The organism is Dickeya fangzhongdai, from assembly GCF_002812485.1.
Classification (GTDB): domain Bacteria; phylum Pseudomonadota; class Gammaproteobacteria; order Enterobacterales; family Enterobacteriaceae; genus Dickeya; species Dickeya fangzhongdai.
The window spans coordinates 4,250,197-4,275,026 of sequence record NZ_CP025003.1 but is presented as its reverse complement, the minus strand read 5'-3'; the positions used below and the strand labels follow the sequence as shown (position 1 = coordinate 4,275,026).

The 24,830-nt window shown below is 55.7% G+C and carries 20 protein-coding genes; 11 read left to right on the top strand and 9 right to left on the bottom strand.

Annotated elements, in window-relative coordinates; genetic code table 11:
* Window positions 1-166: 166 nt before the first annotated feature.
* The gene (locus tag CVE23_RS19125; RefSeq protein WP_100850169.1) at window positions 167-2,071 is read left to right on the top strand and encodes a PhoX family protein; all 1,905 of its coding nucleotides are present in this window, start codon (window positions 167-169) and stop codon (window positions 2,069-2,071) included.
* A gap of 55 nt (window positions 2,072-2,126) precedes the next feature.
* Here the strand turns inward: CVE23_RS19125 and apaH are convergent, their stop codons facing one another.
* From apaH to lptD, 6 genes are all read right to left on the bottom strand, one after another.
* On the bottom strand, window positions 2,127-2,966 hold the full coding sequence (gene apaH, locus CVE23_RS19120; protein WP_100850168.1) for a bis(5'-nucleosyl)-tetraphosphatase (symmetrical) ApaH: 840 nt from the start codon (window positions 2,964-2,966) through the stop codon (window positions 2,127-2,129).
* Between the two features lie 6 nt (window positions 2,967-2,972).
* A complete protein-coding gene (apaG, locus tag CVE23_RS19115; protein ID WP_038665589.1) occupies window positions 2,973-3,350 on the bottom strand; it encodes a Co2+/Mg2+ efflux protein ApaG in 378 nt (125 codons plus the stop codon).
* A 15-nt stretch (window positions 3,351-3,365) separates the two neighbouring features.
* The gene (rsmA, locus tag CVE23_RS19110; protein WP_100850167.1) at window positions 3,366-4,184 is read right to left on the bottom strand and encodes a 16S rRNA (adenine(1518)-N(6)/adenine(1519)-N(6))-dimethyltransferase RsmA; all 819 of its coding nucleotides are present in this window, start codon (window positions 4,182-4,184) and stop codon (window positions 3,366-3,368) included.
* A complete protein-coding gene (pdxA, locus tag CVE23_RS19105) occupies window positions 4,177-5,178 on the bottom strand; it encodes a 4-hydroxythreonine-4-phosphate dehydrogenase PdxA (RefSeq protein ID WP_100850166.1) in 1,002 nt (333 codons plus the stop codon). Before pdxA ends, rsmA begins: the two co-directional genes overlap by 8 nt.
* Complete coding sequence (gene surA, locus CVE23_RS19100; RefSeq protein ID WP_038920258.1) at window positions 5,178-6,470, bottom strand: peptidylprolyl isomerase SurA; 1,293 nt, start codon at window positions 6,468-6,470, stop codon at window positions 5,178-5,180. Before surA ends, pdxA begins: the two co-directional genes overlap by 1 nt.
* Window positions 6,471-6,568: 98 nt before the next feature.
* Window positions 6,569-8,992, bottom strand: coding sequence for an LPS assembly protein LptD (lptD, locus tag CVE23_RS19095; protein ID WP_082170982.1), 2,424 nt, complete (start codon window positions 8,990-8,992; stop codon window positions 6,569-6,571).
* 150 nt (window positions 8,993-9,142) lie between these two features.
* On the opposite strand from lptD, the gene djlA reads away from it, so the two are divergent.
* Window positions 9,143-10,120 carry a co-chaperone DjlA gene (gene djlA / locus CVE23_RS19090; protein WP_038665599.1) on the top strand — a complete coding sequence of 326 codons (978 nt, stop codon included), beginning with the start codon at window positions 9,143-9,145 and terminating at the stop codon, window positions 10,118-10,120.
* Window positions 10,121-10,216: 96 nt separating this feature from the next.
* Here djlA and rluA read toward each other — a convergent pair whose 3' ends face one another.
* From rluA to CVE23_RS19070, 3 genes are all read right to left on the bottom strand, one after another.
* The gene (gene rluA, locus CVE23_RS19085) at window positions 10,217-10,870 is read right to left on the bottom strand and encodes a bifunctional tRNA pseudouridine(32) synthase/23S rRNA pseudouridine(746) synthase RluA (protein WP_100850165.1); all 654 of its coding nucleotides are present in this window, start codon (window positions 10,868-10,870) and stop codon (window positions 10,217-10,219) included.
* A gap of 62 nt (window positions 10,871-10,932) precedes the next feature.
* Window positions 10,933-13,836, bottom strand: coding sequence for an RNA polymerase-associated protein RapA (rapA, locus tag CVE23_RS19080; protein WP_100850164.1), 2,904 nt, complete (start codon window positions 13,834-13,836; stop codon window positions 10,933-10,935).
* 395 nt (window positions 13,837-14,231) lie between these two features.
* A complete protein-coding gene (locus tag CVE23_RS19070; protein ID WP_100850163.1) occupies window positions 14,232-16,604 on the bottom strand; it encodes a DNA polymerase II in 2,373 nt (790 codons plus the stop codon).
* Window positions 16,605-17,199: 595 nt separating this feature from the next.
* On the opposite strand from CVE23_RS19070, the gene CVE23_RS19065 reads away from it, so the two are divergent.
* From CVE23_RS19065 to CVE23_RS19025, 9 genes are all read left to right on the top strand, one after another.
* On the top strand, window positions 17,200-18,336 hold the full coding sequence (locus CVE23_RS19065; protein WP_038669270.1) for an ABC transporter substrate-binding protein: 1,137 nt from the start codon (window positions 17,200-17,202) through the stop codon (window positions 18,334-18,336).
* Window positions 18,337-18,577: 241 nt separating this feature from the next.
* Window positions 18,578-19,477 carry a branched-chain amino acid ABC transporter permease gene (locus tag CVE23_RS19060; protein WP_038920254.1) on the top strand — a complete coding sequence of 300 codons (900 nt, stop codon included), beginning with the start codon at window positions 18,578-18,580 and terminating at the stop codon, window positions 19,475-19,477.
* Window positions 19,477-20,520, top strand: coding sequence for a branched-chain amino acid ABC transporter permease (locus tag CVE23_RS19055; RefSeq protein WP_100850162.1), 1,044 nt, complete (start codon window positions 19,477-19,479; stop codon window positions 20,518-20,520). The genes CVE23_RS19060 and CVE23_RS19055 overlap by 1 nt, the downstream gene beginning before the upstream one ends.
* On the top strand, window positions 20,510-21,289 hold the full coding sequence (locus CVE23_RS19050; RefSeq protein ID WP_038920252.1) for an ABC transporter ATP-binding protein: 780 nt from the start codon (window positions 20,510-20,512) through the stop codon (window positions 21,287-21,289). Before CVE23_RS19055 ends, CVE23_RS19050 begins: the two co-directional genes overlap by 11 nt.
* The gene (locus CVE23_RS19045; RefSeq protein ID WP_038665620.1) at window positions 21,282-21,977 is read left to right on the top strand and encodes an ABC transporter ATP-binding protein; all 696 of its coding nucleotides are present in this window, start codon (window positions 21,282-21,284) and stop codon (window positions 21,975-21,977) included. Before CVE23_RS19050 ends, CVE23_RS19045 begins: the two co-directional genes overlap by 8 nt.
* 239 nt (window positions 21,978-22,216) lie before the next feature.
* Entirely contained in the window at window positions 22,217-22,696 is a 480-nt protein-coding gene (locus CVE23_RS19040; RefSeq protein WP_071603990.1) for an Hcp family type VI secretion system effector, read from the top strand.
* Between the two features lie 40 nt (window positions 22,697-22,736).
* Complete coding sequence (locus tag CVE23_RS19035; protein WP_100850499.1) at window positions 22,737-23,432, top strand: hypothetical protein; 696 nt, start codon at window positions 22,737-22,739, stop codon at window positions 23,430-23,432.
* Window positions 23,433-23,819 (top strand): hypothetical protein, encoded by a 387-nt coding sequence (locus CVE23_RS19030; protein ID WP_225622614.1) that lies wholly within the window; start codon window positions 23,433-23,435, stop codon window positions 23,817-23,819.
* Window positions 23,820-24,069: 250 nt separating this feature from the next.
* A complete protein-coding gene (locus tag CVE23_RS19025) occupies window positions 24,070-24,783 on the top strand; it encodes a hypothetical protein (RefSeq protein WP_100850161.1) in 714 nt (237 codons plus the stop codon).
* The last annotated feature ends 47 nt before the right edge of the window (window positions 24,784-24,830 follow it).

The window sequence follows — 24,830 nt, the reverse complement described above, 5'->3', positions numbered from 1 at the left end:
AAACCCGCTCATCGAGCGGGTTTTTCTTTTGTTATCCTAATGTATCCACATGTAACTAATTGGTCACAATCATTGCGTAGTATCTGCTTTGGTTTTTTATCATCGCCTCAGCACCGGACGGTAACGGCGCTGGAACCAGAACGAAAGCAAGAGGACGTAGTCGAACATGACCGACAAGATTGAGCACCTGAGCACTGATGAGCTGAATGTCGACCGCCTGAGCAATCCTGCCCGCCGCAAACTGCTGGGCAATGCGGGGGCGCTGGGACTGGCCGGTTTCCTCGGCGGCGGTATCTGGTCTTTTCCGGCAACGGGGCTGGCGGAAGGTCAGCCGCCGGGTAGCAAACTGTTGGGTTTCAAGGGCATTGCCGCCTCTGCCGATGATCATATCGCCATTGCCCCCGGCTACCGGGCCGAGGTGCTGATTTCCTGGGGCGACCCGCTGGTGGACGGCGCGCCGGCGTTTCATGCCGAAGGCAAGAACAGCGCCATCGATCAGGAAAAGCAGTTTGGCGACAACAACGACGGCATGAGTTTTTTCCCGATTGATGACCGTCACGGCGTGATGGCTATCAACAACGAATATGTGAACGAGCCATACCTGTTTGCGCACGGCGGCGCCAAAGCAGCCAGCTTGGAAGATGTGCGTAAATCTCAGGCGGCGCACGGCGTGTCGGTCGTGGCGGTGAAACGCGTAGCCGATTCGGCGCGCTGGGAAGTGGAACGCCCTTCACGTTATAACCGTCGCATTACCGCCAATACGGTTATGACCTTCAGCGGCCCGGCGGCGGGTCATGCGTTGCTGAAAACGGCGGCGGATCCGCAGGGCATGAACGTGCTGGGCACCTTCGGTAACTGCGCCAACGGCAAAACGCCGTGGGGCACCTATCTGACTTGTGAAGAGAATTTCGATACCTATTTCGGCACCCGGCATGCCGATTACCACACCACGCCGGAACAGAAGCGCTATACGCTGAAAGTGCATGAACCGGAACGCAACTGGGTGGATTTTGACGAGCGTTTCGATGTGGCGAAGCACCCCAATGAATTTAACCGGCATGGCTGGATTGTAGAAATCGACCCGCTTAATCCGGCATCGACCCCGGTAAAACGTACCGCGCTGGGGCGTTTCAAGCATGAGAACGCCGCGGTGACGGTGGCGAAGAATGGGCATCTGGTGGTGTACATGGGGGATGATGAGCGCGGCGAGTTCATCTACAAATACGTTTCCAACGGCAAGGTGGATCACGCTAATCCCTCGGCCAACGCACGTCTGCTGGATGACGGCGTACTGTATGTGGCGCAGTTTGACGGCGATGCGGGCGGCACGCCGCTGAAAGGCAAAGGGCGCTGGGTAGCGCTGGAGTTCGGCAAGAACGGGCTGACGCCGGAAAACGGGTTCCGCGATCAGGCGGAGGTGCTGGTTTTTGCCCGCAAAGCCGCCTCGCAGGTGAACGCGACGCGGATGGATCGCCCGGAGTGGATTGCGGTCAACCCGCATGACGGTCGCGCCTATTGTACCCTGACCAATAACAGCAAACGCGGCGAGGAAGGTATGCCGATCAATGCGGCCAATCCGCGGCCGAATAACGTCTACGGCCAGATCATTCGCTGGAACGAAAACGGCGATGCGACGGCGGACGTATTCGACTGGGACATGTACGCGCTGTGCGGTAATCCGGTGGCGCATCCGGATGGCATTAATCGCGGTACGCCGAACATCACGGCGGAAAACAGTTTCAACAGCCCGGATGGATTGGGGTTCGATCACGACGGGCGTCTGTGGATCCTGACCGACGGCAATTACAGCAACAAGGGCGATTTTGCCGGGCAGGGGAATAACCAGATGCTGGTGGGCGACCCGACCAGCGGCGAGATCCGTCGGTTTATGGTCGGTCCGAAATCCTGCGAACTGACCGGCATTGCGTTCACGTCCGACTACCGCACGATGTTCGTCAATGTGCAGCATCCCGGAGAAAAAGGGGATTCGCATTTCCCGAATAACAGTGTGCGGCCCCGTTCCTCAGTCATCATGATCACCCGTGAAGACGGCGGCGTGATCGGGGCGTAACGGCGCGAGATACACGCGAGAGGCAATATGACCGGCGGCAGAACCGCCGGTTACATCAGATGGCGAAGGCTTCCGTATCCGGCGCCATCAGCGACGGTTGGGTGAAGTAGCGTTGGTCTTCCCAGCGCAGGCAGGTGAGAACGCCGCCCCAGCAACAGCCGGTATCCAGCGCGTAGATGCCTTCCGGCGTGCCTTTGCCTTCCAGCGACGCCCAGTGGCCGAACGCAATCGCGTATTCGGCCGCTACCGGTCCCGGCAGGTCAAACCAGGGTTTCAGCAACGACGGCGCCTGTGTCGGCGGCTCCTTGCACAGCATGTCGAGCTGACCGCCGGAGAAGCAGTAACGCATACGGGTAAATACGTTGGTGCTGAACCGCAAACGCGCCAGCCCGCTCAGTTCCGGACTCCAGTGGTTCGGCATGTCGCCGTACATCGCGTCCAGAAACAGCGGGTAACTGTCGCTGCTGAGGATCGCTTCCACTTCCCGCGCGCACATTTTCGCGGTGTCCAGATCCCACTGCGGCGTGATGCCGGCATGAGACATCACCAGTTTGCGCTCGTCGTCCACCTGTAACAGCGGCTGACGACGCAGCCAGTTGATCAGGTCGTCCGCATCCGGCGCCGACAATAGCGCGTCCAGACGATCTTTGGGTTTGTTGCGGCTGATGCCGGCGTACACCGCCAGCAGATGCAAATCGTGGTTGCCGAGCACCATGCGCACCGCATCGCCCAGCGAACGGACATAGCGCAGCACGTCCAGCGAATCGGGGCCGCGGGCGACCAGATCGCCGGTCAGCCATAACGTGTCATACTCGGGGTCAAAGGCGACTTGCGCCAGCAGCGCTTTAAGTTCGACGGCGCAGCCGTGAACGTCGCCAACAAGATAGGTAGCCATAGTCTTTCAGTGTATCAGTGAGGGAATGGCCAGGCGGAATACCGTAATGGGGACCTGAAATGTTTCACCTTGATGGTCAATCATCTGGTAATGGCCTTCCATGGTGCCCATCGGCGTTTCCAGAATGGCGCCGCTGGTGTACTGGAATTCATTGCCCGGTTGAATCACGGGCTGCAGGCCGATCACGCCTTCGCCCTGTACTTCGGTTTGTTTGCCGTTGCCGTTGGTAATCATCCAGTAACGGCTGAGCAGTTTGACGTCATGACGACCCAGATTGCGGATAGTGATGGTGTAAGCGAACACGAAGCGCCCTTCCTCTGGCTGGGACTGCGCTTCTACATAGAAGCTCTGAACCTGTATACACACTCGGGGCGCGTTCATCATGACGACAACTCCAGCTTATTCCTGCGATGTGGGGTGCGCGGTCAGCCATTCGGCCAGACGGCAGTATTGCGCAATAGTGACGTTTTCCGCCCGGGCGTTCGGGTCCACTTCCAGCGCGGTCAATTGCTCCGGCGTGAACAGGTTGCCCAGACTGTTGCGCAGCGTTTTGCGTCGCTGATTAAAGGCTTCCGTGGTAATCCGGCTCAACATACGGGTATCCACCACCGGATAAGGCGACGTGGTGTGCGGCACCAGACGAACCACTGCGGAATCCACTTTCGGGGCCGGTTTGAAAGCCGTCGGCGGCACTTCAAGCACCGGAATCACCTGACAATAGTACTGCGCCATCACGCTTATACGGCCATAAGCCTTGCTGTCCGGCCCCGCCACCAGCCGGTTGACCACCTCTTTCTGCAACATGAAGTGCATGTCGCGAATAGCCTGAGTATAGCTGAACAGGTGGAACATCAGCGGTGTCGAAATATTATACGGCAGGTTACCAAAAACCCGCAGCGGTTGTCCCGCCTGTTGTGACAGGGCGGCGAAATCCACCGTCATCGCATCCTGCTGGATGATGGTCAGCTTGTCCCTGAGCGTCGGGTGAACCTCCAGCCGGGCGGCCAGATCGCGGTCCAGTTCCACCACGGTAAAGTGGTCGATACGCTCGCCGACCGGAATGGTGAGCGCCCCCAGACCGGGGCCGATTTCCACCATTGCCTGACCCGGCTGCGGGTGGATGGCGGAAACAATACTGTCGATCACAAACTGATCGTTGAGAAAATTTTGGCCGAAACGCTTACGGGCGAAGTGGCCTTGATGGACGCGATTATTCATTACGGTTAGCAATCATGTGGATAGCGAGATTTAATGCGGTGCGGAAGCTGCCCGGATCGGCCTGACCGCTGGCGGCAAGCTCCAGTGCGGTGCCGTGGTCGACGGAAGTACGGATAAACGGCAGCCCCAGCGTGATGTTGACGGCCCGGCCGAAGCCCTGATATTTCAGCACCGGCAGGCCCTGATCGTGATACATCGCCAGTACGGCGTCGGCGTGTTCGAGATACTTGGGTTGGAACAAGGTGTCGGCCGGCAGCGGGCCGACCAACTGGATACCGGACTGACGCAGTTCATCCAGCGCCGGAATAATGACATCCAGTTCTTCACGTCCCATGTGGCCGCCTTCGCCGGCGTGCGGATTCAGGCCGCAGACGTAGATGACCGGTTGGGCGAGGCCGAACTTGCGCTGCAAGTCCTGATGCAGAATGGTGATCACTTCATGCAGGCTGTCGCGGGTGATGGCGTCCGCGACGTCTTTCAACGGCAGATGCGTGGTCGCCAGCGCGACGCGCAGCTCCTCGGTCGCCAGCATCATCACCACACGCCGGCAGTGGCTGCGCTCGGCAAAAAACTCGGTGTGGCCGGAAAACGGAATCCCTGACTCGTTGATGATGCCTTTGTGCACCGGCCCGGTGATCAGCGCGGCGAAGTCGCCGTTCAGGCAACCGTCGCAGGCGCGGGTCAGCGTGTCCAGCACATAGCGGCTGTTCGCCACGTTCAGTTGCCCCGGCACCACGGTGGCGTCGGCGGCGACCGGCAGCAGCGTCAGCGTCCCGGCGGCCTGCGCCTGCGCACTCTGGTGCGGCTGGTACTCACGTAACGTCAGCGGCAGTTTCAGCGCCAGCGCGCGGCTCAACAGCAGCTCTGCGTCAGCGCACACCACCAGTTCCACCGGCCAGTTTTGCTGGGCCAGCGCCACCACCAGGTCAGGACCAATCCCGGCGGGTTCGCCGGGGGTGATCACCACTCGCTGCACCAGCGCTTCAGTCGGCATCAGTTCTGCCCATTCAGGATTTTCACGTAAGCCGCGGCGCGTTTTTCCTGCATCCAGGTTTGCGCTTCCTCGGCGAATTTACGGTTAAACAGCATGCGATAGGCGCGATCTTTCTGGGCGGCGTCGGTCTTGTCCACCTGACGGGTATCCAGCAACTGAATCAGATGCCAGCCGAAGGAGGAATGCACCGGCGCGCTGATTTCGCCTTTCTTCAATTGGGTCAACGCGTCACGAAATGAGGGGTCATACATGTCCGGCGATGACCAGCCCAGATCGCCGCCCTGATTGGCGGTGCCCGGATCCTGCGACAGCTGTTTGGCGGCGTTGGCAAAGCTTAACTTGCCGCTTTTGATCTGGCTTGCGATGTCTTCCAGTCTGGCTCTGGCCTGCGCATCGTTCATTACCACCGAGGTACGCAGCAGAATATGACGGGCGTGAACTTCGGTCACCGATACGGACTGATCGCCGCCGCGGGTGTCGTTGACGCGCAGAATATGGAAACCGACGCCGGAGCGGATCGGCCCGATAACCTGGCCTTTCTGCGGATTGGTCAGACGTTCGGCGAACAGTGACGGCAATTCCTGCGGACGGCCCCAGCCCATTTGTCCGCCTTTCAGCGCCTGCGGATCGGCGGAGTAGGTGATGGCCAGTTTGCCGAAGTCGGCGCCCTGCGAGGCTTCTTTCACCAGACGATTAGCCAGGCTTTCCGCTTTGTCGACCTGATCCTGCGTCGGGTTTTCCGGCAGCGGGATCAGAATCTGGCTCAGGTTAACCTCGGGACCGCTCGCTCCCTGGCTGGCAATCTGCTGGGCCAGCGAATCCACTTCCTGCGGCAGCACGGTGACGCGACGGCGCACTTCGCTGTTGCGCACTTCGGCAATGACCATGTCTTTGCGAATCTGGTTGCGGTAGGTATCAAAGCTGACGCCTTCGGCCGCCAGGCGGCTACGCAACTGGTCCACGCTCATGCGGTTCTGCGCGGCGATGTTGGCGATGGAACGATCCAGTTGCTCGTCGGTTACCTGAACGCCCATCTTCTGCGCCATCTGCAGGACGATGTTATCCATGATCAAGCGCTCCAGAATCTGGTGACGGAGCGTGGCGTCGTCCGGCAACTGTTGACCGGCTTCTTGCGCGTTCAGCTTGACGGACTGCAGCAGGCTATTGATATCGCTTTCCAGAACCACACTGTTGTCGACGACCGCGGCGATCTTGTTGACCTCCTGCGGCGCCGCAAACGCCATGTTGGCACTCAGTGCCAGCCCCAGAACAAGCGCTCTCCAGTTCTTCATACCTTTCCCGTTAATTTTATCCGCCAGGGCGGGTTAAATGTTTAATCGCTACCGGTCATTAGACGTTTATTGCCGCCAGAGTTCCCGGCGTTACCTCATCAGAACGCGCGCTGGTAAGGCAAAATACCGTTTTTCAGCATTTTTTCCGTACCCAGACCGTAATTGCTGCTCAGGCCGCGCAGTTCAAAGCTGAAGCCAATCTTGTTGTCGTAAACGCTTTGATTGGTGTTGCTATCCCACTTGGTGATTTTGCGCTCATAGCCGACGTTCACCGCCCAGCAGCAGGTATTGTATTGCAGGCCCAGCAACTGGTCGGCCGGTTGGTTGGCCTTGGTATCGTAGTAGTAAGCGCCCACGATAGCCCAGCGATCCGTCAACGGCCAGCTGGCGGTGGCGCCAATCTGGGAAATGCCTTGCTGGAAGCCAGGGTTGGTCACGGTCGGCAACATAGCCTGAATATATTTCGAGCTGGCGAAACGGTAGTTCAACTGGAACATACGTTCGCCGCCGCCACGGTATTCCAGCACGGCGTCGCCGAGCGTGAAATCCTTCAGGCGTTGGTCATACTGCGCGCCGCCGCGGATACCCCAGTTGTCGGCGAACTTCCAGTAAGAGTCTCCTGCCCAGCTCAGGCTGCCACGGTCATCGTTCTGGTCAATGGTGGACGCAGTCCCGGTACGCGGACGTTCAAAGTAATAAATTTGCCCCAGCGAGGCGTTGAAACGTTCTTCCAGCGTGCTGTCGTACAAACGGGTGGTGACGCCGGTCGAGACCTGATTGGCGGACGCGATGCGATCCAGACCGCTGAAGGTGCGATCGCGGAACAGGCCGGCGTAATCCGCCTGCAGCAGCGTGGAGTCATAAGCGCGGATCGTAGACTGGTCGCGGTACGGTACGTACAGGTATTGCGCCCGAGGCTCCAGCGTTTGGGTGTAGCCTTTGGCCCAATCCATGTTGCGTTCAAACACCATCTTGCCGTCGGTTTTGAACTGCGGCATCACACGGTTGACGTTGTCTTTCAATCGTTGTGATTCTAATCGTTGCTCTGCTGAATTATTGGGGTTGTTTCTATAAGTATCCAGATTTTCCTGCTGATAGTGGGTGGCCATCAGCTTGGTTTCGGTATTCAGGCTGGCCCAGCCGTTGGAAAGCGGCAACGACAGCGTCGGCTCAATGTGGAGCCGCGTAGCGTCCGGCATGTTCGGGTTGACGTTGGTAAATTTCGCCGCCTGACCGTAAAGGTATAAATCGAAGGGGCCGATATCATTCTTGGCAAAGTTGATATCCAACTGCGGCATGGCCCGGTACACGTCCCGATTAGCCAGGTTGCTGAAGATCTGATACTGGCGGGTCGACAGCGTGGCGTCCCAGTTGCGGGTGGCGTAACCCAGGCTGAACTTCTGGGTGGCGTAACCGTCGGTAGTGTTGCCGTAGACCGAGTCCAGGTCGGTGAAATAGTTCTGATCGCTGACCTTGGTGTAATCGACGTTGATACGCCAGACCTGATCGACAACGCCGCTGTGCATCCAGTGGAACAGCCAACGGTTGTAATTATCATCAGCCGCGTAGCCTGACTTTCCAGACAGCACATCGCTTTTATACTGTCTGTCGTTTTGCAGCCAGTCGAATTCGACCACGCTGAAACCGAAGCGGGACAGATTACGGAACTCGTTCTGCCACTGAATGCCGCGGTTGGTCTGCACATGCGGCGTGATGGTGGCATCGTAGTTGGGGGCGATGTTCCAGTAATAAGGGGTGATCAGTTCAAAACCATTACGGTTACCGTATTTGGCATTGGGGATCAGGAAACCGGAACGGCGCTTATCGCCGATAGGCAGTTGCATGTAAGGGCTGTAGAACACGGGTACGCCGGCGATGTGGAAGCGGGCGTTCCAGATTTCAGCCACTTCTTCCTGCCGGTCCTGGATCACTTCCGAACCGACTACACTCCAGCTATCATCACCGGGCAAACAGGATGTAAACGAGCCGTTATCCAGAATAGTGTAACGGTTATTTTCACGCTGCTTCATCTTGTCGGCATCGCCGCGCCCCTGACGGCCCACCATCAGATAGTCGCCGTTTTCCACGTCGGTATCTTTGGTGTTGAGATTGGACCAGGCTCGCGGACCTTTCAGGATGACCTGGTTGTCATCGTAATGCACGTTGCCGATGGCGGTGACGGTGCGGATAGGGTCGGCCTGACCGGGCTGCGGCTTCTGATGCAGCTGTACCTGATCGGCGGTGAGCACGCGGTTGCCCTGCTCGACGTTGACGTTACCCGTAAAAACGGCGCTATCCGGGTAATTAGCCTGTGATTGATCGGCTTTGATGTGCACCGGCAACTGGCTGGTGTCGCCATTAACCAGCGGACGATTATATACGGGGACGCCCGACATACACTGAGAGGCGAGATCGGCCAGCGCGTGCTGGCTGTACAGCGCCGACCAAATTAATGAGGCCAGCAGGGTTGGAAAACTTTTTTTCATACGCGGTATCTGGTGTTCCGTCATCAAGGGCATCATGCCGGCAAACGGTCAGAGACTATATCAGCCACCGGCGTGGCGCCAGTGCAAAATCCCCGCCATTTTCTATGCGTTGCCGTTAGGAGCAAAGATAAATGACGGGTATGATAAAGCAATTTTTGGCCGACGGCATGGGGATTTGAGGAGTATATGCGGTATTGGGGAAAGTTGCTGGGGCTAGCGCTGGGGATTGCGTCCAGCGCCGGTGTCGGCGGGTTGATAATCGGACTGTTGTTGGGTCATTTGCTTGACAGAGCCCGTGCATCCCGTCAGCGCGACTTTTTTTCCGCGCAAGCCACCCGCCAGGCGCTGTTTTGTCTGACAACCTTTCAGGCGATGGGGCATCTGGCCAAGTCGAAAGGCCGGGTGACGGAGTCCGATATCCGTATCGCCACCACCATGATGGACCGGCTGGAACTGCATGGCGAGGCGCGCAATGCCGCGCAACAGGCGTTTCGCGAAGGCAAAGCCAGCCAGTTTCCGGTACGCGGCAAACTGCGCAAACTGCGTGACGCCTGTATCGGCCGCTTTGATTTGATCCGGATGTTTCTGGAGATTCAGCTACAGGTGGCGTTTGTGGACGGCGCGCTGCACCCTAGCGAGCGGCGGTTGCTGTATCTGTTCGCCGATGAACTGGGCGTGACCCGCGAACAGTTCGAGTTGTTCATGCGTAATATGGAACGCGGCAACCACCAGTCATCAAAACAGAACAACAGCAGCGGTTACCAGTCGCGGCAGGGCAACAATTATCAATCACGACAGGGCAGCCATCAGTCGCGGCAGAACAGTAATTATCAGTCCCGACAAAACAGCAATCAGTCATCGCGTCAGGGCAACAAATCTTACCAGCGGCGAAACCAGTCGTATGGCGGACAGTCTTACGGCCAGCGGCCGCCTGTGTCGTCGCATGGGCCGACGGTTGAGAGCGCCTGCCGCACGCTGGGAGTGCGCAGCAGCGATGACGCCGCCACGGTGAAACGGGCTTACCGTAAACTGATGAGCGAACACCACCCCGATAAGATGATGGGCAAGGGCCTGTCGCCGCGCATGATTGAAATGGCCAAGCGCAAAGCGCAGGATATTCAGGCCGCCTATGAGTTTCTCAAAATCAACAAGTTTTCCCGCTGATCCTCTTCCCTTTGTCCTCTGACCGTCTCCTGTTAGCACTTGTTTGGCAGGAATCGTCGTTTTCTGCGAACCCGATTTAGCGCCCGGGCACGTGCGCTAGAAATCCGCTTCGCAGCGAAAATGCATCGGCGTGTTAAAAGCCGGATGGGTGATCGCCAGCTCCTGCGCGTGCAGCAGCAAGCGGGGCGCCATGGATTTTGCCTGCGGGTGGGCGTAGAAGCCGTCGCCGAGAATCGGGTGGCCCAGCGCCAGCATGTGGACGCGTAACTGGTGCGAGCGGCCGGTGATCGGCATCAGCTTCACGCGGGTGGTGCCGTCGCCGTCCCGTGATAACACGGCATAACCGGTCTGAGCGGGTTTACCCTGTTCAAAACAGACTTTCTGTTTTGGGCGGTTCGGCCAGTCGCAAATCAGCGGCAAATCCACCAGCCCGTCATCCGACGCCAGATGGCCCCAGACGCGGGCAATGTAGGATTTCTTCGGTTCCCGTTCGCGGAACTGGCGTTTCAATTCCCGTTCCGCCGCTTTGGTCAGCGCCACCACCATCACGCCGCTGGTCGCCATGTCCAGACGATGGACGGATTCGGCTGCGGGAAAGTCGGCCTGAATGCGGGTCATGATGCTGTCCTTGTGTTCCTCGGCGCGGCCGGGAACGGAGAGCAATCCGCTGGGTTTGTTCACCACCATGATGTGCTGATCCTGATACAGGATGTGCAGCCAGGGATCGCGGGGCGGGTTGTAGGGTTCCATGAATGGCTCCGGCATCGCGGCAAGAAGATCTTGCCGCGAAGTATATAGACAACCGATGGGGCTTACTGGTGCGCCACCACCACCAGACGGATGGCATCCAGACGCCAGTTGGCCTGCTGCAGGTTGAGCAGCACCTGTTCGCGCTGTTCTGCCAGCGCCTCCAGTTCGTCGTCACGGATGTTCGGGTTGACCGCCTTGAGCGCTTCCAGCCGCTCCTGTTCGCGGCGCAGCTGCGTTTCGGCGTTGCGCTGCGCGTCGGCGATCAGCGCTTGCGCCTGCGCTTCCACCAACGGTTGGGCTTTCTGCAGCATGTCATGCACATCGTCCTGCACCGCATTCACCAGTTTGCTGGAAGTGTGGCGATTGACCGAACTCAGTTGGCGGTTGAAGCTCTCGAATTCCACCTGCGCCGCCAGATTGGTGCCTTTGCGGTCCAGCAGCACGCGAATCGGCGTTGGCGGCAGGAAGCGAGTCAACTGCAATTTCTTCGGCGCCTGCGCTTCTACCACGTATACCAGTTCCGCCAGCAGGGTGCCGACCGGCAGCGCCTTGTTTTTCAGCAGCGACACGGCGCAACTGCCGGTGTCGCCGGACAGGATCAGATCCAGACCGTTGCGGATCAGCGGGTGTTCCCAACTGACGAACTGCGCGTCCTCGCGGGACAGCGCCTGATCGCGGTCGAAGGTGATGGTGCAACCGTCCTGCGGCAGGCCGGGGAAATCCGGCACCAGCATATGATCGGACGGCGTTAGCACGATCAGGTTATCGCTGCGGTCGTCCTGATGAATACCGATGATGTCGAACAGGTTGAGGGCGAAATTCACCAGATTGACGTCGTTATCCTGCTTGGCGATCGCTTCGGCCAGCGCCTGAGCCTGTTCGCCGCCGTTGGAATGCATCTCCAGCAGGCGGTCGCGGCCTTGTTCCAGTTGGGTCTTCAGCGCGTCATGCTGCTGGCGACAGGTGTGGATGAACTCGTCCAGTCCCGTCTGTTCGGACGGTTTGGCGAGCAGGTTGATTAATTGCTCGTAGTGGCTGTCGTAAATCGAGCGGCCGGTCGGGCAGGTGTGCTCGAACGCATCCAGCCCTTCGTGGTACCAGCGTACCAGCAGCGCCTGAGCGGTGTTTTCCAGATAGGGCACCAGAATCTGGATATCGCGGCTCTGGCCGATACGATCCAGTCGACCGATGCGCTGTTCCAGCAGATCCGGGTTGAATGGCAGATCAAACATGATCAGGTGACTGGCGAACTGGAAGTTGCGGCCTTCGGAACCGATCTCGGAACAGATCAGCACCTGCGCGCCTTCCTCTGCGGAAGCGAAGTACGCGGCGGCGCGGTCGCGTTCCAGAATCGACAGCCCTTCGTGGAACACCGCGGCGCGGATGGCTTCGCGGGTGCGCAGCACCTGCTCAAGTTGCAGCGCGGTGGCCGCCTTGGCGCAGATCACCAGCACCTTCTCGTCGCGGTGGCTGGTCAGAAAATCCAGCATCCATTCGACGCGCGGATCGAAACTCCACCAGGTGGCGTTGTCGTCTTCAAATTGCTGATAGATCTGCTCCGGATAGAGCATGTCGCGCGCGCAGTCTTCAGCGGATTTGCGGGCATTCATGATGCCGGACACGCGGATCGCCGTCTGGTACTGCGTCGGCAACGGCAGCTTGATCTGATGCAGTTCGCGTTTCGGGAAGCCTTTCACCCCCTGACGGGTGTTGCGGAACAGCACGCGGCTGGTGCCGTGGCGGTCCATCAGCATGGTGATCAGTTCCTGACGCGCCGCGGCGCTGTCGTCGCTGTCGCTGGCGATGGACTTCAGCAGCGGCTCGATATCCTGCTCGCCCAGCATGTCGCCGAGCGCGTTGCGATCGCTGTCGTTGATGCTGTTGCCGCTCAGCAACAGGGTGACCGCGTCGGCCACCGGGCGGTATTGCTGTTGTTCGGCGATAAACTCGTGGTAGTCATGGAAACGGTTCGGATCGAGCAGCCGCAGACGGGCAAAGTGGCTCTCCTGACCCAATTGTTCCGGCGTCGCGGTCAGCAACAGCACCGCGGGGATGGCGCGCGCCAGACGCTCGACCGCCTTGTATCCGGCGCTGGGCGCGGCTTCGCTCCATACCAGATGGTGCGCTTCGTCCACCACCAGCAGGTCCCAGTCGGCGTCCAGCAGTTGTTCGAAACGGGACGGGTTGCGGCGTACAAAATCCAGCGAACAGATGATCAACTGCTCGGTTTCAAACGGGTTGTCGCTGTCAAGGCGGGCTTCGGCGTAGCGCTCGTCGTCGAACAGCGAGAACAGCAGGTTGAAGCGGCGCAGCATCTCCACCAGCCACTGATGCTGTAATGTTTCCGGCACCACGATCAGCACGCGTTCCGCCCGGCCCGCCAGCAACTGCTGGTGGATAATCATGCCGGCTTCAATGGTTTTGCCCAGCCCCACTTCGTCCGCCAACAGCACGCGCGGCGCATGGCGCTGGCCCACTTCGCGGGCGATATGCAACTGGTGCGGAATCAGGCTGGCGCGCATGCCGCGCAGTCCGCCCCACGGCTGCAACGCCTGTTCGAGCTGGTGACGGTGCGCGCGGTAACGCAGCGCAAAGCGATCCATTCGGTCGATTTGACCGGCGAACAGCCGATCCTGCGGCTTATTGAACGTCAGCTTGCTGTCGAGGAACACTTCCCGCAGTTCGGCGGGTTCATCGGTGTCCAGCCGCTGGCCGATATAGGTGCGCAGACCATTCTCGTCACGCACGTCCTCCACCCGTAACTGCCAGCTTTCGTGGCTGGTGACGGTATCGCCGGGATTGAACATGACACGGGTAATGGGGGCGTCATTTCTTGAATAGAGACGGTTTTCGCCACTGGCCGGAAACAGCAGAGTGACCATGCGGGCATCCATCGCCACTACCGTACCCAATCCTAAATCGCTTTCTGTATCGCTGATCCAGCGTTGACCAAGTGTAAAAGGCATAAATTCTAAGCTCGATACTCGTCGTTGTCGGAGAATGTCTGAACAGAGGGCCGCCGACCCCTGCGTCCGGCAATACCTGACCCGCCCTGCGCGACAGTGGTGATGTCGGGCACAGCCTGTGATGCGGGTGTGGGGAACGCCCCGGGTATTCCGGTTATAACCGTCATACTTCAAGTTGCAGGTGCGTTGGCTTCCTTGGCTCATCCCGGTCACTTACTTGAGTAAGCTTCCGGGGATTCGCTGCGTCGCCGCCTTCCTGCAACCCGAATTATTTAGGGTATATTTAATTGACCGCTGTCTAACAGACAGACGTGGACTCACGCCTGATATTTTTGAAAGGGCGCTATGGTACTGGATGGTAGCCTGTTCGTCACCTGTCAGGCACCATCGGATTGTTAAAATAGCCCCATCTGTCCGGTAATCAGTGTAGCAAAATCATCGTGAATGAAAGGCAGTATCGCATCGGCCACTGGTTGTAACTGCTTTTCCACGTAGTGACTGTAATCCAACGGCGAGCGGCGATTCTCCAGCGGTTCCGGACCATTCACCGTGATGACGTAGCTTATCCAGCCGCCGCTTTGGTATTGCAACGGCCGGTCATGCTGGCGGTTGTAGTCGTCGGCCATTCTGGCGGCGCGTACCTGCGGCGGCACGTTACGCTGATAGTCGCTCAGTTTGTGACGCAGGCGTTTACGGTACACCAGCAGGTCGTCGTGTTCGCCGTTCAGCGTCTTCGCCACGTATTCCCGCACCCATTCCTGATACGGTTCGTGGTGGAAGATGCGCTGGTAAAGTTGTTGCTGGAATTGCTGCGCCAGCGGCGTCCAGTCGGAACGCACCGTTTCCAGCCCTTTGAACACCATCTGCTCGCCTTGCCCGGTAATGGTCATGCCGGCGTAGCGTTTTTTGCTGCCCAGTTCAGCGCCGCGGATGGTGGGCATCAGAAAACGGTGAAAATGGGTTTCGTACTCCATCTCCAGCGCGCTGTTCAGCCCGTGCTGCTGGTGGAGGTGCTGTTGCCACCAGTCGTTGATATAGGCCACCAGTTCACGGCCGATAGCATCCGCCTCATCTTCGCGGTGAGCGCGCTTAAGCCAGACGAAGGTAGAGTCGGTATCGCCGTAAATCACCTGATAGCCTTTGGCTTCAATCAGAGAGCGAGTCTGGCGCATGATCTCATGGCCGCGCAGGGTGATGGAGGAGGCGAGACGCGGATCGAAAAAGCGGCAGCCGCTGGATCCCAGCACGCCGTAAAATGCATTCATGATGATTTTCAGCGCCTGCGACAACGGTTTGTTGTTTTCCTGCTTGGCGAGGTCGCGCTCATGCCAGATGCCTTCCACGATGGCGGGCAGACAATGGTGCCGGCGGGAGAACCAGGCGCCGCGAAAGCCTTCCACCGCATGTTGCTCATCCGGCTGCTGTAAACCGGTTACCAGACCGACCGGGTCGATCAGAAAAGTGCGGATGATCGAGGGATACAGGCTTTTGTAGTCCAGCACCAGCACCGAATCGTACAGACCGGGGCGGGAATCCATCACGTAGCCGCCGGGGCTGGCTTCCGGCGGCACTTCGCCGAGATTGGGCGCCACAAACCCGGCCCGGTGCATACGCGGCAGGTACAGGTGGGTAAACGCCGCCACTGAACCGCCGCTGCGGTCCGCCGCCAGCCCGGTCACGCTGGCGCGCTCCAGCAGAAAAGGCATCAGATGGGTTTTCTCGAAAATGCGCGTTACCAGTTCGCAGTCTTTCAGGTTGTAGCGCGCCAGCGCGGGCTTGTCTTGCTGAAAGCGTTGTTCAATCTCTTCCAGCCGCTGATAGGGATTATCGCTGGCCTTGCCTTCGCCCAGCAGCGATTGGGAAACAAATTCCAGGCTGAACGAGGCAAAGTTCCAGGTGGCGGATTTTAGCGCTTCGATACCGTCCACGATCAGCCGGCCCGGCGCGCCGGCGAAGAAGTGCCCTTGCCGGTAGCCGTGTTCGCGCCATTCCAGCTCCTGGCCGCCGCGCCCGAACCGTAGCGGAATGCGGTAGCGCTCGGCGTGCTGTTGCAGCACCCGCAGGTCAAACTGCACCAGATTCCAGCCGATGATCACATCCGGGTCGTGGGTTTGCAGCCACTGGTTGAGTTTTTCCAGCAGTTGCGGGCGGCTGGCGACGTATTCCAGCGTCAGATCGCCAGCATCGTCGACGTTGCCGTTCTCCGGCCCCAGCATAAATACCTGACGCTGGCCGCAGCCTTCCAGACCGATGCAGTACAGCTCGCCGTGACGGCTGGTTTCGATATCCAGCGACACGGTTTTCAGCGGCGGGCGATAGTCGGGCGCCGGCTTCAGCCTGACCTGGTCGATCAAACCATCGGCGCTTTCTTCGCCGCTGAACCAGACCGGGGCGGTAATAAAGCGCTCCATCAGAAACCGTTCCGGCGGGCGGATATCCGCCTCGTACACCGGAATCCCCGCTTCCTGCAGTTTCTTTTCCAGACGCAGCAATTGGCGATATTGCAGGCAGTAGAGCCCGAGTTGCGGTTCGTGGTGGAAGTTTTTCAGCGCCAGCGGCCGCAGTTGCCAGTTCCTTTCACCGCTCAGTAGCTGGGTAATCTGTGCCTGATGCCGCATCGGCACAAACGCCACGGCCTGCTGCGGCGATAGCCTGACCCGGCAGGGGCCGTTATCGGTCGCCAGCCAGCATTCGACCTGAACCCCGGCGGGCGTGTCCTGCCAGTGGCGGGTCAATACGAATCCCTGACGCGGTGGTGAAAGGGTCATGGCGTGTAGTCAGATGGATAAATGAAATAATGCAGTAAATTATGTATATGCATACAGTATTTGTCCAGCGCTATTCCCCTGCATCGTGATGGCTGGCCTGGCGCGTTGCGTCATTGTTAAAAACGTTTATTTATTTAACCTGAGCGTATTCCATTCAGAATAAAACAACTCAGAATAAAACGACGAAAACGAAATTATTCCAGAAATAATCGCTGAAACCGGCAGGCCGAAAAAGGATAAACAGAGAATAATACATTTATGGGGAAATACATGAGCACCAATATGGCATGTTTTGCTATTGGTTGATTTATCTGTGAAAAATTACGCCGTTTTCGCACTAATAAAAAGCATGGCGGTGACGAATTGGTGCATGAGCGTTAACGGTTAATCAGCTGAGCTAGAAATTATTCATATCTTTTTCTTTTACGTTTTGATTATTAATACATTAATTATTTTTGTGTATTTGGCATATTTATTGCTGCCTCTTCCCCGGTGAACAGCCTGGATATCCTGTCACACAGATCTTCTTTTTATCACCCTGTATACAGCGTCATTTCATAGCTGAAATGTGATGTTTATTTTTGAAGAGGCGATCATGAAGAACAAATTTTTCAGATTTACTGTCGCAGCGGTAGCCGTATCGTCTTCACTGGCTTCAGTGGGGGCGTGGGCGGATGACATCAAGATTGGCGTGGTATTGCCCCTGAGCGGTGCATTGAGCGGTTACGGTCAGCCGTCCCTGAAAGGACTGGAGCTGATTAACGGTATCGAAACCAAACTGAAGAATGGCGACACCATCAAGCTGGTGGTGATTGACGACAAGAGCGACAAAGTGGAAGCGGCCAACGCCATGCAGCGACTGGTGTCCAGCGATAAGGTGGACGCGGTGATCGGCGAGGTAACCTCCACCAATACTATGGCGATGACCAAGATGGCGGAAGATACCAAAACGCCGATCGTCTCGCCGACCGCCACCAACGACCGGGTGACCAAAGGCAAAGAGTACGTCAGCCGCGTCTGCTTCTCCGACAGTTTTCAGGGCGTAGTGGGCGCCAACCTGGCGACGCGCGATCTGAAAGCGAAGAAAGCCGCCATCATGTTCGATAGCAGTAATGACTATTCGGTCGGGCTGGCCAAATCGTTCCGCACCCAGTTCCTGAAAAATGGCGGCACCATTCCGATTGAAGTACAGGCGCCCGGCGGCAGTAAGGATTTCAAAGCCCAGCTCTCCACCATCAAATCTCACAATGTGGACGTGATCTACATGCCGATTTACTACACCGAAGGCGCGCTGATCGCGGTGCAGGCCAAACAGCTCGGGCTGAAGGTGCCGGTGGTTGGCGGCGACGGTCTGGCGGCGGACCCGGTGTTCTTCAAAATGGGACAGGACGCGGTGGAAGGGTGGATGACCACCGACTACTACTCGCCGAACGCCAAAGAACAGACGCCGGAAGGGGAAAAGTTCATCAAAGCCTGGACCGCCAAATACAAGGAACCGACCCACACCTGGGGAGCGATGACGGCGGATGCCTACAAGATGATCGTCAACGCCATGAACACCTGTAGCGATCCGCACGATCGCGTTTGCGTCAACAAGGCGATCCGCGCCACCAGCAACTTCACCGGCATTACCGGCACCCTGACCCTGAAAGACGGCGACGCCATTCGTCCGGCGGTGATCAACGAGGTGAAAGGCGGCGAGATGGTGTTTAAAACGGTGATCAATCCGTAATCGGCGGTGCCCGCGGCCGACATGCCGCTATCAACGCGCAGGACGCGGGTTCACAGGAGCCGATGGACAAGCCCGATAATGCAGAAAGCGGATGCCCTATTTTTTCCGCGCCGCTGCGTGACTCGCCGCTGGTCTGGTCTACCACACTTCACGGCTGGCGCCCTGCCGCGCGGAACCCTTGCCGCCAGCGGCATCCGCGAATAAAAAGGCGGGGCGCCGCCTAACAGTAAAGGATGACATGATGGATCTTGCCGTTTTCTTACAGCAAGTGGTCAATGGCATGAGCCTTGGCAGCATGTACGCGCTGATCGCTATCGGCTACACCATGGTGTACGGCGTGCTGCGGCTGATCAACTTTGCTCATGCCGATATCATGATGGTCGGGGCTTTTATGGCCCTGCTCGGTTTTACTTCCCTCGGGCTGCCTTTCGGGGCCGCCGTGATTCTCGCGATTCTCATCGCCGCGCTGCTGGGGATCGCCATCGATCAAATCGCTTACCGCCCGCTGCGGCAGGCATCGAAGATCTCGATGTTGATCACCGCCATCGGCGTCAGCTTTTTTCTGGAGAACCTGTTCAATGTGGTGTTCGGCGGTAGCCCGCGCTACTTCGAGTCGCCGCCGTTCTTTAATCAGACCATCAATCTCGGGCCGATCGTCGTCACCAATGTGGCCTGGATCGTACCGTTGATGACGCTGGCGCTGCTGGCGGTGATCCTGTGCATTCTGTACCGCACCCGGCAGGGGATGGCGATCCGCGCGGTGGCGTTTGACGTCAACACCGTGCGGCTGATGGGCATCGACGCCAATCAGATCATCGCCTTCGTGTTCGCCCTCGGCAGCGCGCTGGCGGCGTTGGGCGGCGTGTTCTACGCCATCAGTTACCCCTCCATCGATCCGCTGATGGGGGTGTTGATCGGTTTGAAAGCCTTCGCGGCGGCGGTGCTGGGTGGCATCGGCAGCGTCACCGGCGCAGTGATCGGCGGTTTTATCCTTGGGTTCACCGAAGTGGTGGCGGTGGCGATGTTTCCGGAACTGGGCGGCTATAAAGACGCCTTTGCCTTCATGTTTTTGATTCTGGTGCTGCTGTTCCGACCGGTGGGCATCATGGGCGACGAACGACTGGAAAGGAGCCGTTTCTGATGAGAATGCCGCGGACTTCCCCGACGATGTGGCTGGGGTACCTTGCTGTGTTTGCGCTGGCTTTGCTGGCGCTGATCGGGCTGGATACGCTGTTCGACGACTATATCGTGCGCATCTTCTGTAACATCTTCATTTTTATGATTCTGGCGGTCAGCTATAACCTGATTAACGGCGTGACCGGGCAATTGTCTCTGGAGCCTAACGGTTTTGTGGCGATCGGCGCTTACATTACCGCGCTGCTGTTGCTGAGCTCGGACGCTAAAACCAACATGTTCGAGATGACGGCGCCCAGTCCGCTGATTCTGGCGGTACATGCGTCGTTTCTGCCGGCGCTGATCATCAGCGGCGTATGCGCGGCGGCGGTGGCGGTGTGCCTGTCGTTTCCGGTATTTCGCGTGCGCGGCGATTATCTGGCGATCGTCACGCTGGGGTTCGGCTTCATCATCAAGATTTTCGCTATCAACAATCCACAATTCACCAACGGCGCCATCGGCCTGAACGAGATCCCGCAGGTCAGCCACATTCTGTACTGGTGCGGTTTCATTGCGCTGGCGGCGGTGTTGTTCATCCTGCAGGTGGTGTACTCCAAATACGGCCGCGCCATGAAAGCGGTGCGTGACGATGAAGACGCCGCCATTGCGATGGGCATCAATACCTTTCGCATCAAGACCTGCGCTTTCGCCACCAGCGCCTTTTTCGAGGGGATCGGCGGCGGGCTGCTGGCGTCGCTGTTGACCATCATCTCGCCGGATCTGTTCGACTTCATGCTGACCTTCCAGTTGCTGATTATCATCGTACTCGGCGGGCTGGGCAGCACCACCGGCGCCATTCTCGGCACGATCATTGTGATCGGCAGCGGCGAGTGGCTGCGCTTCCTCGATCAACCGCTAACGCTGTTCGGACAGGATCTGGGCGCGCATCCGGGGCTGCGCATGGTGGTGTTCTCGCTGGTGCTGCTGGTGATCATGCTGTTCGCTCGTGAAGGGCTGCTGGGCAAGCAGGAAGTCTGGGATATCCGCAGGAGAAGCGCGAATGGAAAATAACCCGTTATTGCGCGTTGAGGGCGTCACCATGCAATTTGGCGGCCTGCGCGCCATCGATAGCGTCAGTTTTACTATCAACCCGGCGGAGATCTTTGGGCTGATCGGCCCCAACGGCGCCGGTAAAACCACGATGTTCAACGTGATCACCGCCAACTATAAACCGACCGGCGGCGCCGTCTGGCTGGACGGACAGACGCTGGCCGGGCTGAAACCCAATCAGGTGGTCAACCGCGGTATCGCCCGTACTTTCCAGAATATCCGCCTGTTTCCGTCGATGACGGTGCTGGAGAACGTACTGATCGGTCTCGATCGCTTTATCCCGTACTCGTTTTTGGAGGCGGCGCTGCGTATCGGCCGTTTTTTCCGCGCCGAGCGACAGGCGCGGGAAACCGGCATGGCGTTGCTGGAATACATCGGCATCGCCGAACACGCGCATTCGCTGGCCACCAACCTCAGCTACGGCAACCAGCGCAAGGTGGAGATTGCCCGCGCGCTGGCGACCTCGCCCAAGCTCTTACTGCTGGACGAACCGGCGGCCGGCATGAACCCACGAGAGACGGCCGAGCTGGCGCAGCTGATTTTCCGCATGCGCGCCGACTACGGCCTGACGGTGCTGCTGATCGAGCACGATATGTCGTTCGTCAACACACTGTGCGAACGGGTGATGGTGCTGGATTACGGCAAACCGCTATTTAGCGGCACGCCGCAGGACGCAGTGAATCACCCCGAGGTGATCGCCGCCTACCTGGGGGACATCGATTATGCTTAAAGCCAGCGATCTGCAGGTGTTTTACGGGCTGATTCAGGGGCTAAAAGGCATCGATCTTGAGGTTAACAACAGCGAAATCGTCACCCTGATCGGCAGTAACGGCGCCGGGAAAACCTCGACCCTTAACGGCATCATTAATCTGGTGAAATCCACCGGGACGGTCGGTTTCCTCAACGAAGATATTTCCCACAGCCCAACGCATCAGATCGTGCGTAAAGGGCTGGCGCTGGTGCCGGAAGGGCGCAAGGTGTTCACCAATCTGACCATTGAGGAAAACCTGCGCATGGGCGCCTACAACAACCCGGTCAATTTCGCCTATCTGCGCGACAAAATGTACGCGCTGTTCCCGCGTCTCAAAGAGCGGCGCAGCCAGATGGCGGGCACCATGAGCGGCGGCGAACAGCAGATGCTGGCGATCGCCCGCGCGCTGATGAGCGAACCGGTGTTGCTGATGCTGGACGAGCCAAGCCTGGGGCTGGCACCAAAGGTGGTAGGCGAATTATTTTCAACCATCAAGCAGTTGCAGAGGGAAGGCATCACCATCCTGCTGGTGGAGCAGAACGCCACCGCCGCATTGAAAATCGCCGATCGCGCCTATGTGCTGGAAAACGGACGTATTGCATTGCACGGTCCGGCGCAGGACATTCTCGCCAACCCAGAGGTGAAAAGGATGTATTTGGGGGGATAGAGTGAATAGCGGTACTTTGCTTATCAAATGTTAAGGTGGAGGTATCATGTGAAAAGCCGGTTGCCTCTGAGCAATCGGTTTTTTCCATATCTAGTGAGCGAGTTAGTGGAAAACCAAAACTCCTTTTGAGGCATTATGGCAGCATTGGGCCTGATCCGTTTCGGTTTTATTTATCGTTGACATAAAATGTAATGGTTAGTAACTTTATACCTCTAAACTAATGTAATCAGGGATTTGATATGGCAAACATTATTTATCTTTCGCTTCATGGAGAAAAACAAGGGCTTATATCAGCAGGATGTTCTACTGTTCCATCAATAGGGAATTTGTATCAGGCTGGGCATGAGGATGAAATATTTATATATGAATTAAATACCAATATTATGCGTGAAGAGAATATATCATTCCAGCCTGTTCAGGTACGAAAACCAATAGATAAAGCCACACCATTGATATCTCAAGCATTAAATGAGAATGAAACGCTGACATGTAATTTTTCCATTTTCAGGACTAGTATTTCTGGAGGGGTAGAGTTGTACTTTAAGATAAATCTTCTGGGAGCAATAATATCTAATATTAGCAGTTTTTATCCAAACTCATTAACGCATAACGATATACAGCCATGTGAAAATATTTCTATCAAATTCAATACAATTGAGTGGGAAAATGTTGCTGCGCGCACAAATTCTTATATGTTTTGGAGAGATTCTACAATGTAGTATCGCTTGATTATATCAAATTCAATGGAATGAGATGATTATGAGTAAACGCTCAGATATATTAAATGGCTCTGAAGCCACCTTGAAAAGCTATGGTTTAGTCTATACAGAAGTTTTGGGGTGGGTCGATTTGGGTCATGCTCAAGGTCTTGATATAAAGGCTTTGATGAGTCAGTTTGAGGCCGGTGAAAATGGAAGTCAACCATACTATGATGTCAAGTACTTCCAAGGGATGTGGAAATTCAAAAAAAAAGTTGGAATATCTAAATATATTGTTTGGAGAATAAAGAAAGGAACTACTTTATATGAAAGATATAGTATTGCTCTTGCCATGATGATGAAGGTGGCTTTTCGATTTGAGAATTTGCAGGACTCGTTCCCTTTCAGCACTATTACTGACAGTGGATTTAGCGGTGAAGACTTGGTGTCTGATTTACTTGGCTTTTATCGGGCAATATATAATAAGAATTACTTTCCTGAATTAAGACCTGTGAGTAAAGAAAGTGCTTTGAAACGATGGGATTTTTATGGCCCTATTGGCTCATTTAAGAATAAAACATTCAGGCCTATGTTGTTCCCTGAGCCAGATAAATATCCAAATTCAAGACCATATTGGGGGTTTTTGCCATCGTTTATGCTAACTATAAAACCATACTCTCGTTTCACATCAGATAAAGTTGGTATTGCAGTAGAGGATGGTACTGAGATACATAATAATTACTTTAATGGTGATTAAATGAGAAATAAATCTATAATATTGTTTTTCCTCTTAGGAGCATCGATCGCTTATTTTTTGTTTTATAATAATAGTTCAGAAAATCAAATTTCTTCTTTGGAAGATAGTAGTATAACTGAACCAATAATAAAAAACGTACCAAAAATATCTCAAAATTATCAAATCAAATATGGCGATGCAGAGGGGCCAGGGAAGCAGGTGATGGGTGTATATTTTGAAAACACTAAGGATATTAATACGTTAAGGAACTATGTTAAATCATTAGGTTTTATGATTAAGATAGATGACGGCTACCGAGAAGTGTGGGAATCGCCAGATAAAAATAAGTTTATTGTGCTTTCCGTTAACCGTGAGGATAATGCTACTTATTTTGAGGTTTTGTTATAAAAATACTATTTAATTTAAATGTTTGATAATTAAATTTAAGCTATATTAACTCAGGTTTGAATTGATAATTTTGTGGTACAGAATTATAACTAATCTGACGGATAGCTTTGTGCCAGTGGCGGATATGCTTACATTTCAGGTATGCTAATTAACCGGAAATAGGTCAGACTTGCACGAAAAAATTTGGGATTCTGATAAATAAGCTTCTCAGAAAGCGTTAAGCAATCTCCATGAAACCAAAGGGGGAGAAATGTCTACAATATTTGCGTTCGTCAAATTGTTTGAATGTAAGGAATATGCAGAAGATTTTCTTAAAGGTAAGCTTTTCATGAACACAATCCGCTCATTCAAGGAATACAAAGATGAAAATGGTGAGTTACGTGGTGATGAATATGAAGGTATTATTGCTCTTTATCAACCTGAGAAATTAAGAGAGGTAAAAATTGGTGAGGTTACAATTCCGGCTTCAGATCATGCAGCACCAATAGTCATTCATGGAGAGGATTTATTAGACCATAATGTTTTTTGTATATACTCATTGAATAGCCGAGGATATAGTTCAGTTTCAACAGAAACTTTATCTGATTTTAAGCGTACTATTGAACTTCATAAATCATGTTTTGGTTTAGGTAAATTCTGTGTAGTTGTTTTGAATGCTTCGAAATTTATCGACCGTTGCCGTGCCGCAATTGTGGAAAAAAAATTTGCCGGTCATCTTGGATTGGTCGACTATTTTGATGAGAATAAGTATCACGGATATATGGCAAAAGATAATCTTGGCTTTCAAAAACGAAGTCTTTTCGCTCATCAGCGTGAGTACAGAGTGAAAATTAAGACTAACAATAAAAAACCCGGACCTTATATTTTACCTATCGGAGATTTAAGTGATATTGCTTCTATAATGACGCCCCAGGAGTTTAATGAAAATTTGAAGTTACAACTACCTGATGGTAGTCGTGCATAATAATTTATAACGCCCACTTGCGTTAATATCCTCTTCTCGCTCGTTGC